We start from the raw sequence: 13,880 nt of genomic DNA, 5'->3' as shown, positions 1-13,880 counted from the left end.
CGGGCTGATCGCATGGACAAAGCTCGGCCGGGGATCGATTTTCGGCGACGGCCTGCGATATCCTAAGCTGGTATCAGGGCGGCGATACGATGGATGCTGATCTCCTTGCGTGCCTTGGACGCCTCGTTGGTCAGCCTCATGTCGAACCTCTGTACTGGACAGCCTCAATCCATAGTGCGAGCGCGGTGGCAGGCGACCGTCCCTTTACTTTCAAATCGCGGCCTCGATAGCCGCCGGCCGCGATCCATACCGTTTTTGAACGCTGATAGATCGTTACGCCTCGTGCATTCGCCCAAGCGCATGATTCCGCGAACTTTGGAGCCATTGCCGAGCCCGTTCCCGAGAATGCTGTCTCTATGTGACAAAGCTGCGTGGCCATATCAGGTCCCCTAATTTTGACGGTCCCGGCCGACGATCCCCGACCCTCGCCCAAAATCACCGAATGAATGATAGGACCGCTTCCGTTACGGTAATGTGTCGCCACCAGCGCGGTCAGGTATCTCCCGATGCAAAAGCCGCCAGCTTTCGGCAGGGACAGGTCTGGAGTGGCCAGGGATTAAACCCAGCTTAGGTCAACGAGCGGGCGGAGAGCCGGGATCGGCCGCCATTCAAACCTGATCAGGAGATCGGGCTGGAGACGATGATGCGCAAGGCGCACCTGTTCGACGCACAGCGCGGCGCCAGGATAAATTAGGGGGAATGGCTGACGCGCGCTGGCGACTGTCAGCTCATCCTGTCTATCAAGGTTTGGCGTTGGCTTTCCGCCAAGCCTCGTACTCGTCGTTCGCGCTTGGGTGCAGTGGATAGTAGCGTTGCAACGGCGCGCCCCCCATGAGTTTCATTCGTGAGAATTCCTCCCAATCGTGATGCTTCTGGGATTCTTCGATGACCTTCGGGGCCATTGCGACGGGAAGCACCACCACCCCGTCGTCATCGGCGACGATGATGTCGCCGGGGATCACCGTGACACCGCCGCAGGCAATCGGAACGTTGACCGCATTGGGATAGATGCTGGTCTGCACATGATAATTTGGCGTCCAGCCGCGCAGCCAAAGAGGCAGGTCGAGCTTTTCGACATTGGGCCGGTCGCGCATGCACCCATCGATGACGATGCCCGCACCGCCTCTGCCCTTGAAATAGGTCGACATCATATCGCCGAAGACACCGGAGCTCATGTCGCCGCGCGCGTCGACGACGACCACGTCGCCCTCCTGCGCATGGTAGAGCACATGTCTGTGAAGTTGCGTCTCCGGATCGGCATATTCTCCCTCGGTGAAGAGGTCCGGTCTCTGCGGCATGAACTGCAATGTCAGTGCCGGCCCGACGATCGACTTCCCATGGTTCTGCGGCACCGGGCCGACCATGTGCGGATTGCGAAAGCCCATATGGCCAAGTGTGCCCGCGACCGTGGCGGCGCCGATCTCCCTTAGCGCGTCGATCAGGTCCTTGGGCGGCCGCGTGATATCGGGAGTATGCGTCATTTTCGGACTCCGGTTGAAATTGAATTACCAGTTGGTGACAGAGCCGTCGCGGCGCTTGAGATGTGGTGCTTCCCAGAAACGGAAACTCTGCGCCTGGACCGCCGCTTCATTGACCTCGACGCCGAGGCCCGGCAGGTCGCTGACCGGATAATCGGTCCCGTCGAGCCTTGGCTGTACGGGGAAAAAGTCGGAATTGTCGAAACCCAGCTTCCTTTCGGGGATCCTGGTTTCTAGCCACGCAAAGTTGGGCACCGCGGCGGCGAGATGCACGGTTGCGGCCGTGCACACCGGGCCAAGGGGATTGTGCGGCATCAGGTCTACATAGTGCGCCTCGCTCCAGCCAGCGACTTTCATCGCCTCGGTGAGCCCGCCGACATTGCAGACATCGAGCCGGTTGAACTGGTGGATGCCGCGCTCGATGTAAGGCAGGAACTGCCACTTGCTGGCAAATTCCTCGCCGATGGCAAAGGGGATGTCGGTCATCGTACGAAGGGACTCGTACGCCTCTGGTGTCTCGGCCCGTATCGGCTCCTCGAGGAAATCAAGCACGCCGCGGCCAAGCTTGTTGCAGAAGCTCGCCGCCTCGGCCACCGACAGCCGGTGATGATAATCGACGCCGAGCACCACCTCATCGCCCAGCGCCTCGCGCGCTTTGTTCAGCATGCTCGCCGTAGGGCCGATCGATTCACGCGGCTCGAAGACGTCCTTGCTGCTTTGTCCGATGGGGAAGAAGCGGATTGCCTGCCAGCCCTGCGCGCGCAGTTCGCGGGCGCGTTCGATCGCAACATCGCCCTCGGCCTCGTCTCCGGTCGAGGCGAAGGTGGGCACGCGGTCGCGCTGCTTGCCGCCAAGCAGCTCGTAGACGGGCACCCCCAGCGCCTTGCCTTTGATGTCATGAAGGGCGATGTCGATGGCGGAAATCGCCGCCTGCAGGACCCGGCCTCCTTCGAAGTACTGACTGCGGTAAACCTCCTGCCAGATCAGGCCGATCTGCATCGGGTCGCGGCCGATGAGAAACTCGCGATAGTGCTCGACCGCGCCCGCCACGGCTTTCTCGCGACCGCTCAAGCCGCTCTCGCCCCAGCCGAAGATACCCTGGTCGGTCTCGACCTTGACGAGCATCTGGTTGCGCGTTCCCACCCATACCGGGTAGGGCTTGATCGCGGTGATCTTCAGGTTCTTGGTCATACACGCCCGCGTTCCACGCGCATCCCCTGTCTCAATCGGCCTTGAGGGCCATTTCAGTTTCGCCGTCGAACAGATGCATCCGCTCCTGGTCGAACTCGAGCCAGATCCGCTCATCAGGTTTGACGGCGACGTTGGGCGACACGCTGATGTTGACGATGGCGCCCGACAGGAATGCTTGCACGAAGGTGACGTCTCCGGTCGGCTCCACCGTATAGGCCTTGGCCGGAATGGCGCCCGGGACCGCGCTTTTGTGCAGCTTGATCGTCGAGTGCCGCGCGCCGAGCACGACCTTCTTGGTGGTCGCTCCCTGGACCTTGCGCGCGTTGAGTTGCGACAGCTCAAGCGTCCAGCCTTCCGCGCTGGTCAGCGCGGTGCTGCCGTTTGCCGTCGAAGCCTCCAGCGGAATGAGACTCATCGCCGGGCTGCCGATAAAGCTGGCGACGAACATGTTGACTGGATGGGCAAAGACCTGCGCCGGTGAATCGTATTGCTGTAGATAGCCGCCATTCATCACCGCCATCTTGTCGGCCATGGTCACGGCTTCGAGCTGGTCGTGCGTCACGTAGATGATCGTTGCCTTGAGGTCCTGGTGGAAGCGCTTGATCTCGGATCGCATCTGCACGCGCAGTTTGGCGTCGAGGTTGGAGAGCGGCTCGTCCATGAGGAACACAGCGGGGTCGCGGACGAGGGCACGGCCAAGGGCGACGCGCTGCTGCTGCCCGCCCGAAAGTTCCCGCGGTTTGCGCTCGAGCAGGTGCGTCATGTCGAGAACGCGCGCCGCTTCCCTGACCTTCTTGTCGATCTCGTCCCTGGAGAGTTTGCGCATCTGCAGCGGGAACGCCAGGTTCTTGTAGACCGATTTCTGCGGGTACAGCGCGTAGTTCTGGAACACCATTGCGATGTCCCGGTCCTTGGGGTCGAGATCATTGACCACCCGGTCTCCGATGACGATGTCGCCCGATGTGATCGAGGTCAGCCCCGCGACGAGATTGAGCGTGGTTGTCTTGCCGCAGCCTGACGGGCCGACCAGCGCAACGAACTCGCCGTCATTGACCGTCAGCGAAACATCGTTGACAGCTTTGAAGCCGCCATAGGTCTTGACGAGATCTTTGAGGACCACGTGGGCCATTGGCAACTCCCTAATGCTTGACCGCGCCTTCTGTAAGGGCGCGTACGAAGTATCGTTGCAGGACGAGGAACAGCACCACGACGGGCACGCTCATCATGAAGCTGGCCGCCATCAGGCCCGGAAAGTCCGTCGTGTTTTCCGAGAAGAAGCGCTGGATGCCGACCGGCAGCGTCAATTGCTCGTTCTTGGAAAGGAAGGTGTAGGCGTAGATGTATTCGTTCCAGGCGCCGATGAAGGAATAGATCGCGGTGGCGATGATCCCAGGCGTCGAGAGCGGCATCACGATCAGGATGAAGGCCTGGAACCGCGTTGCGCCGTCGATGCGCGCCGCCTGCTCGAGTTGCACCGGGATGTTGTCGTAGAAGCCCTTGAGCAGCCAGATCGCCAGCGGCAGCCCGAAGGTCAGATAGGTGAGAATGAGCGAGCCGTGCGTGTTCACCAGGCCGATCGCGCGCATCAGGATGAAGAGCGGCACGAGAAAGATCACTGCCGGAAACATGTTGCGCAGCAAAACGGCGAAGAACAGGAAGTTCCGTCCGGGGAAACTGAAGCGCGAAAAAGCGTAGGCCGCGGGGACAGCCACGATTACGGAAAGGATTGTCGTGACGGTCGACACGAACAGGCTGTTCCAGAAGAAGCGGAGGAAGTCCTGGCCGACGCTGTTCTGCGGATCGAGCAATTTCTGATAGCTGGCGAGGGTCGGCTCGTCCGGCCACCATTGCGGCGGGAATTGCGTCGCCGCGAACCCGGATTTGATCGAGGTGATCAGCATCCAGATCATCGGCAACGCCGTATAAAGCAGCATGAAAACGAGGAAGATGCGCCCGGCCCACCGCCACCCGTCGACGCGCATACGGCGACGGGTCTGGCCTCGGGAGACCGTCTCGGCAATCGCGCTCATGCACCGCCCTCCTTCCGCTCGTTGCCGCTCAGCGCACGGACATAGAAGTAGCCCAGCGTCATCAGGATGATGAACAGGAGCACCGAATAGGCCGATGCCACGCCCCAGCGCTGCCGGCCGAAGGCGAGTTCGTAAATATGGGTGATCCAGATATGCGACGCGTTCGACGGCCCGCCGCCGGTCATGATCCAGGGGATGATGAAGGAATTGAAGTTGGCCACTGCCAGCAGCAGGATCGTCACCACCGAGACGTTTCGAAGGTGCGGGAAGGTGACGTGCCAGAAGCGCTGCCAGGCATTGGCTCCGTCAACTTTCGCGGCGAGCAGCAATTGCTCGGGGACTGTCTGCAGGCCCGCCATCATCATGATCATAGCGAACGGAAACTCGCGCCAGATGTTGACGACGATCAGGGAGGGGAGAACCGTGCTGACATTGTCGATGAAATTCGGCGGTCGGTCGGCCAATCCGAGGCCGACCAGCACTGCGCCGATGATGCCGAAATCCGAATGGTAGATCCACTTCCAGATATAGGAGGCGGCGACCGCGCTGATGACCCAGGGAATGATCAGGATAGCGCGCAGCACACCGCGTCCGATAAAGTCGCGGTGGAGCGCCAGCGCAGTGGCAAACCCCAGGACAAAGGAGATGAAGGTGGACCCGAATGTCCAGACCAGCGTGTTCCAGGTGACTTTCCAGAACACCTCGCTGGTGAGGATGGCCGTGTAGTTGTCGAAGCCGATAAAGGTCTTGTCACGGAGCTGCAGGCCGGGCGGCGTTTTATAGAACGACAGCTCGATCGTGTAGTAGATCGGATAGGCGATGACGATGAGCATCACGGCGATCGCGGGCAGCACGTACGCGTAGTCGGCGCGATGCTCCCAGATATTCCGCAGCGCACCGGACCTGCCGGGTTGCAATTTTCGGCGCGCCTCGGCCTTGCCGGTCACGATCGTCACGATGGTATGCCCTTGTTTCTTCGGAACGAACCGGCTGCGCTGTCAGCGCAGCCGGTCAGGTCGTGGGTCAGGCGCAGGCTAGAGCCCGCCCATCAGGTCTTTCACCTTCTGGGCCGCGTCGTCCGCCGCCTGGTCGACGGTCATCGCTCCGGTCAGAGCATTCTGCAGCATGTCCGGGACGATGATGTTCATGATCTCCGGGGCCTGCGGCAGCGCCGGGAACGGGATGCCGTATGGCAGCATCGAGGTCGTGACATCGAGGAATTTGATGTTGTCCAGACGTTCCTTCATCCATTTGGTCTTGAAGCCGTTCAGGTTGCCGGGATTCGATCCGGCATAGGCCATCTTCAGCGACCATTCAGGGCTCGTCCACATGCAGATGATAGCCTTCGCCGCCGGCTCGTCTACCTTGCCGCCTTCGACATATTCGGGCTTCAGGATGTGGATGTTCGAGCCGCCGAACACGACCGCGCGCTTGCCGTCGGGCCCGGCCGGGATCAGGCCGTAGCGCATGTTGTCGATGACGGTCTGCGCCTTGTCCTTGTCGGTGCCCGTCGCCTTCTTCTGCAGGTCGAGCATGACATTGTAGTCGGACGGGTGCGAGATCATCATGCCGAGTTGGCCGGCGACGAACAGGGGCTGGTTATCGGCCTGCTGGTTGGTGAGTGCCGAAACCGGAACCGACTTGTCGCGAACATACATGTCGTAGGAAGCCTGCAGCGCCGCCTTGCTCTGCAGGCTGTCCAGCTCGACCTGCTCATAGGTCGGGTTTGCCGCCGCTTCGTCGAAGACGCCGCCACCATAGGCCCATAGCTGCGGCATGAAGCGATACGGCGTATTGCCGGCATTCTTGCGAGCCACGAGGCCATACCCGGCAATGCCGAGCTTGTCGTGGATCTGCTTGGAATACTTGATGACGTCGTCCCAGGTTGCCGGTGGCTTGTCCGGATCGAGGCCGGCGCGTTTGAAGATGTCGGCGTTCCAGATGAACGCCATCGTTTCGTTGTTGGTTGGAATGCCGTAGGTCACCCCGTCCCAGGTCACGGCCTTCATGGCGCCGGGCCAGAAGTCCTCGGTCGAATAGCCCACGTCCTCGGGCTTCAGCGGCTGCAGATAGCCTTTTGAAGCGAATTCGGTACCACCCAGGATTTGCAAGCGGACCGCCATCGGCGCGGCATTGCCGAGGAGCGCGGTGCGGAACTTGTCGAGAAGATCGTTATAGGTGAGGGCTTGTTCCTCGAGCTGGATGTTTGGATAGGTCTTGCGGAAGGTTTCGAAGAATTCCTTGTAGTATTGGCGCAGGAGGTCGGGGTCGCCCTCGAACACGCCCTGATACCAGAAGGTCAGTCGCCCCTTGTAGTCCAGCGGGGTGACCTTGGCACAATCGGCCGCCGTGTCGAAATCCTGTGTGCCCGCAATGGCGCGAACATATTCCGGCGACCACTTGCTGAGGTCGACCGGCGGTGCGCCCAGCGCCGATGTGGACATCAGTGATGCCGCCAAAACGCTGACGACAGTGCCGCGCAGGACCGCACTGCCGAGTATAATCCTCGTCATAGGTATCCTCCCTGGTTCTCCCATGCCGCTTTGCGGCGAGGCAAAGCGGTCTTGCTCGTTTGATCGCAGGACGTCTTTGTATCTGTGTACCCGTTCGGGAGCCTTGTACGTTTTCAGATCATGAATTGCCTGTCAACGCGTTAGATCGTACATTGTTTATCGAAACTTTGCGTGTTAATCGGAAAGGGTGTGTATTAATCCAGGGGAGCCGGCCTTGGCCGAACCAAACGATTTCAAAGCCAAGCCACCGGTGGGGATTGACCCCATAGGGGCGTCCAGCGAGGGCGCCTCGCTTTATGAGCTGATCAGGGAAGACATCATCGAGGGACGGCTTGCCGCCAACGAACGGCTCGTGGTCACTGATCTCGCCCGGCGCCACGGCACCTCGACCAACCCCGTGCGCGAAGCCTTGCAGCTGTTGCGCGGCGAAGGCTTTGTCACCTTTCTCCCCAACCGCGGGGCGCGCGTCCGGCCTATCGATCAAGAGTTTGTCCGCGACATTTATGAGATCGGCGTTCTGATCGAGCCGGCCCTGACGCGATGGTTTGTGAATATGGCCACCGGCGAGGACATCGCCGAACTCCAACGTCTCCAGGACCTGATTGAAGAGAACAACTTCGCCGATACGTTCAGGCACAGCGAGCTGGATACCGCCTTCCACACCGTGATGTACCAGCGGCATTACAACCGCCATGCCGCCGAGCTTTGGTGGAAGCATCGTGAAGTGCTGCGAGCCGTGAGCCGGCGTTTCAATTTCACGCTTGCCCGGCGTGCCGCGATCATTCGCGAGCACCGCGAACTCATCGCGTTCGTAAAGGCGGGAGATGCCGACAAGGCGGCCGAACTCGTTGCCCGCCATGTCGAGGGCTCCGGCCGGCACATCCTCGAACATATGCGTGCGCGCAACGCCGCTCGGGCCGGATAGAATGCCCGTTCCAGAACATCGCTAGCCCGACGATCAGACAGAGGGAGCTGACATGAAAATTACGAGCATTCGGCCGTGGCTGATCAAGTCCGATGCGTCCTATTGGGGAGAGTACCTGTTCGTCGAAGTGACGACCGACGAGGGGGTGAGCGGCTGGGGAGAGATCACGACCACCACCAAGCTCGCCAACCGCGCGCTCTGCACGATCCTGCGGCAGATCGGCGCCGCCGTGACCGGCGAGGACCCGGCCCGGATCGAGCATCTCTGGCACAAGATTTTCCGCAGCTTCACCTATATGGGCAGCCGCGGCGCCGCGGTCGAATGCGTGAGCGCCATCGACATAGCTCTCTGGGACATCCGGGGCAAAGTTTTGGGCAAGCCGATCTACGAGCTGCTGGGCGGGCCGGTGCGCGATGAAATCGCGCTCTACACCCATCCCAACCAGTCCAAATTTACCAGCAAGGAGGCGGTGGTCCGCGAAATTCGGGACATCGTCGAGTCCGGACACACTGCGCTCAAGTTTGATCCTTTCCCGCATCAGGGACGTGGCGCCGATGGCGTGTCGCGCGAACAGCGGGACGGCTACCTCGATGGCAGCATGACTCGCAAGGACGAGCGCGAAGCGGCCGAACTCACGGCTCTGATCCGCGAAACGGCGGGCCCTGATGTCGATATCCTCATCGATGCGCACGGCCGTTTCGACGTTCCGACCGCCATTCGCCTCTGCCGAAGCCTCGAGGAAGCCGGCCAGATCGACTGGTTCGAGGAGCCTTGCCCGCCCGAGAGCCTCAATGCCCTCAAGCAGGTGCGTGAGAAGGTCAGCGCCGCCATCTCGTGGGGCGAACGCGGCCACACCAAGTGGGACTTCGTGCCGGTGCTCGAAAACAAGCTCGCTGACTACATCATGCCTGACGTCACCTGGACCGGCGGCATTACCGAACTCAAGAAGATCTCTGCCCTGTGCGAAGCCTACTACGTCCCGGTCTCGCCGCATGACGCCGCGGGGCCGATCAACGTGGTGGCGGGGGCGCAGGTGATGATGACAGTTCCTAACTTCTACAAGCTCGAGACGTCGGAGTGGAACCTGGGTAAATACGATCATCTCATCGACACACCGCTCGACGTTTCGAACGGCAGCCTGAAACTGACGTCGAAGCCCGGTCTCGGCATCGAGATGGACCGCGAGTACCTGCAAGCCCACGAGATTGAGCTGGGCTGACGCATGTCGCCTCATGTCGGGGCTGCATGCCGCCGAAAAGCCCGCCTACCAAAACGAGGATAAGTGATGCCCAAGACCGGTGGAGCCGACGAAGCCCTTGATCGGGTGAACATGAACTCCAAGCCGTCCGATCTTCGCATCACCGACATGCGGGTGGCTGAAATCGTCGGCGCACCGTTCACAACGGCGCTGCTCAAGATCTACACCAACCAGGGCATCGTCGGGCTTGGCGAGGTGCGCGACGGGGCCAGCGCCACCTACGCGCTGATGCTGAAGAGCCGGTTGCTTGGCGAGAATCCCTGCAACATCGATCGCCTGTTTCGCCGGATCAAGCAGTTCGGCGGGCACGGCCGGCAAGGCGGCGGCGTCTCGGCGGTCGAAATCGCGCTGTGGGATCTCGCCGGCAAGGCCTATGGCGTTCCGATCTACCAGATGCTCGGCGGCCGGTTTCGGGAGAAGGTGCGCCTCTATTGCGATACCGATGCAACCGTGCCGAGCGGCACAGAGACCGGCAAACGTCTCAAGCAGCGCATGGAGCTCGGCTTCACCTTCCTCAAGATGGATCTGGGGCTGATGCAGATCGCGGATGTGCCCGGCGCGGTCGTGTCTCCTGCCGGCTCACTGGAAGGCTATCGCGTTCATCCCGCCCGCGGCCCACTCAAGACCGTTGATGAGCGGCGCGCCCGCAACGCGGCCTACGACCTGCATAATGTCGCCCACCCGTTTACCGGCCTCCATTTTTCCGACAAGGGCCTCGACCTGCTCGAGCAGTACATTGCCGAAGTTCGCGAGGTCATCGGCATGGAGATCCCGCTCGCTATCGACCACGTCGGCCACATCTCACTCCAGAACGGCATTCGGCTCGCCAGGCGAATTGAAAAATACGTGCCGGCCTGGCTCGAGGATGTAATCCCCTGGCAGTACACCGAGCAGTACCGGCAGTTGCAGGACGCCACCACGGTGCCCATCTGCACCGGCGAGGACATTTACCTCAAGGAGGGGTTCGAACCGCTGCTCAAGAGCGGGGGCCTCTCCATTATCCACCCGGACCTGCTCACCAGCGGGGGCATCCTGGAGACCAAGAAGATCGGCGACATGGCGCAGGATCACGGCGTCGCCATGGCCATCCACATGGCCGAAAGTCCAATCGCTGCGATGGCCGCGGCCCATGTCGCGACCGCGACCGAGAATTTCATGGCGCTCGAATACCACTCCGCCGATGTCGACTGGTGGGACGATATCGTCACCGGCCTTCCCAAGCCGCTCGTGCAGGACGGGTTCATCACTGTTCCGGACAAGCCGGGTCTGGGGATCGACGACGTCGTAGACGAGGTGATCTCGCAGCATCTGCAGCCGGGTGTCACCGGCATCTGGCAATCCACCGAGCATTGGGACAATGAATATAGCTGGGACCGGACCTGGAGTTAGCCCAGACGCCCAGCCCTCATTCCTCAAGCTCACAGGGCCAACGACCGACCATTCGTGTCGCCCTCTCCGTGGGGAGAGGCGAAGAAAGAAACGGACGAAACCATGATCTACGAACTGCGTATCTATGACTGCCTGCCGGGCAGGCTGCCGGCTTTGCTCAAGCGCTTTTCCGACCAGACGCTGGCCATCTGGGAGAGGCATGGCATCCGCCAAGCCGGGTTTTTCACCACGGCGATCGGCGAAAACAGCAATCGCCTTACCTATTTCCTCGCCTGGGAATCGCTGGCCGAGCGTGAGGCGAAATGGGCGGCTTTCGTCACCGATCCGGCATGGCACAGGGCCCGGGACGAGTCTGAGCGTGACGGGCAGATCGTTGCCAATATCGCCAGCCAGCTGCTCACACCGACAGCTTTCTCGTCTGTGAAATAGGACTGTGCCATGAAGATCACCGACCTGCGCTGCGCCGTCATCGGGCGGCATCCCATCGTTCGCGTCGTCACTGACGAGGGCCTCCATGGCCTTGGCGAGGTCGAGTTCACAAAGACCTATCTCAAGCCCTTTGTGCTGCATTTCCGCGAGGCGCTGATCGGCGAGGATCCGACCGACGTCGAGCGGGTGATGCTGAAGATCCGCCAGCGAGGTTCGTTCAAGCCCTATGGCGCCGCCGTCTCCGCGATCGAGCATGCGCTGTGGGACATTGCCGGCAAGGCCGCTGGCGTGCCGGCCTACAAACTGCTCGGCGGCAAGGTGCGCGACAAGGTGCGCGTCTATAACGGCTCGATCCGCCGGAAACGCGCGGGCGACCGGCCGGAGGATTATGCGGCCGACGTCAAATGGATGATGGAGCAGCCGCAGAACTTCTTCATGGTCAAGCAAGGAATCTCGTTCCACTCGAACATGAAGGACAGCATCGAGGACTTCCATTATGGCGTGACGCAGAAGAAGGCCGGCTATCACGGTGCCATGGATCAGGGCGTGATCAGCGAGCGCGGTTTCAACCACATGCTCGACTGCGTGATCGCCATGAAGGAAGTGCTGGGCGACAAGGTCAGCCTGGCGCTCGACTGCGGCCCGGGCTGGATGCTGCCCGATGCGATCAAGTTCGCTCGCGCGGTGGAGAAGTACAATTTGATGTGGCTCGAGGACATGCTGACCGGCGACTATGTGCCGTGGGTCAATCCGCAGGCCTATCGGGAGCTGACCACCTCCACCTCGACGCCGATCCATACCGGCGAGCAGATTTACCTGCGGCACAATTTCAAGGAGCTGATCGAGACGCAGGCCGTGCGCGTCATCGGCCCAGATCCTGCCGATATCGGCGGCATTGCCGAGCTCAAATGGGTCGCCGAGCATGCCTACATGCACTCGATCCTGATGGCGCCGCACGGCACCGCGAACGGCCTGCTGGGCCTCGGCGCCCTGATCAACGTTTGCGCCACCTTGCCCGCCAACTACATCGCCTTCGAATATCCCAGCGCCTCCGACCCCTGGTGGGAGGATCTCGTGATCGGCCTGCCGTCGCAGATCGTGAAGGACAGCATGGTGGACCTGCTGGAAGCGCCGGGCCTGGGCCTCGATATCGACGCCGAAGCAGCCAGGAAGTATCTCAGGGAAGAGGATACGGGCTTCTTTGATTGAAGCCCTCTTCTTTCGCTACCGGAACCACGCCGACGGCGCCGCCTACATTCTCATCGGTATCCGTCGTCAGATGCCTGTTGATGTGATCCACAGCTTGGGTCAAAATTGGTTGGTCTGAACTGGACCGTCAGAGGCGGTGGTGTTGAAGCGGACTGGCAAAAACATCGTTGTCTGCTGCGATGGAACGGGAAACCAGATCGAGCGCAATCTCTCGAACGTCTTGAAGTTGTTCCGCATCCTGAAGAAGAATGAGGAGCAGCGCGTCTATTACGACGCCGGCATAGGAACCATCGGTGCCAGCGATGCCTGGACGCGATGGCGCCAGAACGCGAAATCCGTGTTCGAGCTCGCAACTGGATATGGTCTCGACGCCGAAATCGCCGGCGCCTACGCCTTCATCTGCAGGCACTACGTCGAAGGGGACGCAATCTTCCTCTTTGGCTTCAGCCGCGGAGCCTATACAGCCCGCGCCGTTGCGGGCTTGATCCACATGATCGGCCTGCTGCATCCGGACCAACTCAACATCGTCGAGTATGCCGTAAGCTCTTACAAGCAAGCCAGCGATGAGCACGACCTTAGCGTTGCCTGGCACTTTTCCAAGATTTCAGGAGCCCGGGACGCGCGCATCAGATTTCTTGGTGTTTGGGACACCGTGGCGTCGATCATCGTGCCGCGAAGCGACCGGCTTCTGCCACAGCTCCTCACACTGCCGCATACGAGGACCAACCCGAGCGTCGAAGTCTTTCGACATGCAATTGCGATCGATGAGCATCGTCGCATGTTCCGGCTGAACCGGTGGGTCGAGCCGCAGCCATTCGTCGAAAATCCTTTCGACAAGATTTCGCCGGCAAAAGAGCAGGATATCAAACAAGTCTGGTTCGCCGGATCTCATTCCGATGTCGGCGGTGGCTATCCTGAAGAGGAAAGCGCCATATCCAAATTTCCGCTCGACTGGATGGTTGATCAGGCCAAAGCATTTGGATTGCAGACCAATTCCCGCATGCTGGAGCGGCTTGTCTTCGGGGAAGGGAAGGGCGAGGGGACGATGACGTTCGTCAGCCCCGATCCGTTGGGGATCGTGCATGATTCAATGACCGTGGGCTGGAAGCCGCTCGAGTGGATTCCAAAATCGGTTAAATGGCGTGAATGGAAGCGAAAATCGGTCCTCGGCTTCTACCTACCGCAAGCCGAGCCGCGCATGATCGAGCGACAGGAACGGCGGCCGCTGGTCCATCAGTCGGTTCTGGATCGGAAGGCGGCGATCCCGGCCTATAAGCCCGAGAATTTTCCAACCGCATTCAATGTTGAACCCTATGGTGACCTCATGAAGGATCACCTGGCCAACGAAGCTGGCTAGCGCAGGCGCCGAGCGGGCCGTGTAGCCGGTGGAGAAATTTCAGGTGGGCGCGGCGCGATTTCATCAGTCAACGCGTGGAACGCGCGCGTTTCGTCGGGTCA

At 60.9% G+C, this 13,880-nt stretch carries 12 protein-coding genes; 6 read left to right on the top strand and 6 right to left on the bottom strand.

Annotation, left to right across the window (positions count from 1 at the left end):
• Positions 1-740: 740 nt before the first annotated feature.
• From FJ428_RS20330 to FJ428_RS20305, 6 genes are all read right to left on the bottom strand, one after another.
• Entirely contained in the window at positions 741-1,481 is a 741-nt protein-coding gene (locus FJ428_RS20330; RefSeq protein WP_140496549.1) for a ribonuclease activity regulator RraA, read from the bottom strand.
• Positions 1,482-1,505: 24 nt separating this feature from the next.
• Positions 1,506-2,669: a mandelate racemase/muconate lactonizing enzyme family protein gene (locus tag FJ428_RS20325; protein ID WP_140524021.1), complete on the bottom strand. Its 1,164-nt coding sequence runs from the start codon at positions 2,667-2,669 to the stop codon at positions 1,506-1,508.
• A 31-nt stretch (positions 2,670-2,700) separates the two neighbouring features.
• Entirely contained in the window at positions 2,701-3,798 is a 1,098-nt protein-coding gene (locus FJ428_RS20320) for an ABC transporter ATP-binding protein (RefSeq protein WP_140496545.1), read from the bottom strand.
• 10 nt (positions 3,799-3,808) lie between these two features.
• Positions 3,809-4,699, bottom strand: a complete 891-nt coding sequence (locus FJ428_RS20315; protein WP_140496543.1) for a carbohydrate ABC transporter permease — start codon at positions 4,697-4,699, stop codon at positions 3,809-3,811.
• Positions 4,696-5,655, bottom strand: a complete 960-nt coding sequence (locus FJ428_RS20310) for a sugar ABC transporter permease (RefSeq protein WP_140666520.1) — start codon at positions 5,653-5,655, stop codon at positions 4,696-4,698. Before FJ428_RS20310 ends, FJ428_RS20315 begins: the two co-directional genes overlap by 4 nt.
• Before the next feature lie 78 nt (positions 5,656-5,733).
• Positions 5,734-7,212, bottom strand: a complete 1,479-nt coding sequence (locus tag FJ428_RS20305; protein WP_140880016.1) for a sugar ABC transporter substrate-binding protein — start codon at positions 7,210-7,212, stop codon at positions 5,734-5,736.
• Between the two features lie 214 nt (positions 7,213-7,426).
• Between FJ428_RS20305 and FJ428_RS20300 the strand changes: the two genes are divergently transcribed.
• The 6 genes from FJ428_RS20300 to FJ428_RS20275 all read left to right on the top strand — a co-directional run bounded on the left by FJ428_RS20300 (position 7,427) and on the right by FJ428_RS20275 (position 13,779).
• Positions 7,427-8,137: a GntR family transcriptional regulator gene (locus tag FJ428_RS20300; RefSeq protein ID WP_140496537.1), complete on the top strand. Its 711-nt coding sequence runs from the start codon at positions 7,427-7,429 to the stop codon at positions 8,135-8,137.
• Between the two features lie 52 nt (positions 8,138-8,189).
• Positions 8,190-9,356 carry a mandelate racemase/muconate lactonizing enzyme family protein gene (locus FJ428_RS20295; RefSeq protein WP_140513313.1) on the top strand — a complete coding sequence of 389 codons (1,167 nt, stop codon included), beginning with the start codon at positions 8,190-8,192 and terminating at the stop codon, positions 9,354-9,356.
• Positions 9,357-9,422: 66 nt separating this feature from the next.
• A complete protein-coding gene (locus FJ428_RS20290) occupies positions 9,423-10,784 on the top strand; it encodes a mandelate racemase/muconate lactonizing enzyme family protein (protein WP_140580357.1) in 1,362 nt (453 codons plus the stop codon).
• Between the two features lie 102 nt (positions 10,785-10,886).
• Positions 10,887-11,213 (top strand): NIPSNAP family protein, encoded by a 327-nt coding sequence (locus FJ428_RS20285; RefSeq protein WP_140496531.1) that lies wholly within the window; start codon positions 10,887-10,889, stop codon positions 11,211-11,213.
• Positions 11,214-11,222: 9 nt separating this feature from the next.
• Positions 11,223-12,422 carry a mandelate racemase/muconate lactonizing enzyme family protein gene (locus tag FJ428_RS20280; protein ID WP_140496529.1) on the top strand — a complete coding sequence of 400 codons (1,200 nt, stop codon included), beginning with the start codon at positions 11,223-11,225 and terminating at the stop codon, positions 12,420-12,422.
• Positions 12,423-12,564: 142 nt separating this feature from the next.
• Positions 12,565-13,779 (top strand): DUF2235 domain-containing protein, encoded by a 1,215-nt coding sequence (locus FJ428_RS20275; protein ID WP_140880015.1) that lies wholly within the window; start codon positions 12,565-12,567, stop codon positions 13,777-13,779.
• The last annotated feature ends 101 nt before the right edge of the window (positions 13,780-13,880 follow it).

The sequence above is a fragment of the Mesorhizobium sp. B2-8-1 genome (genome assembly GCF_006440955.1).
In the GTDB taxonomy this organism is placed as follows: Bacteria; Pseudomonadota; Alphaproteobacteria; order Rhizobiales; family Rhizobiaceae; genus Mesorhizobium.
The sequence above is the reverse complement of the archived record's forward strand: the minus strand, read 5'-3'. Positions and strand labels throughout refer to the sequence as shown.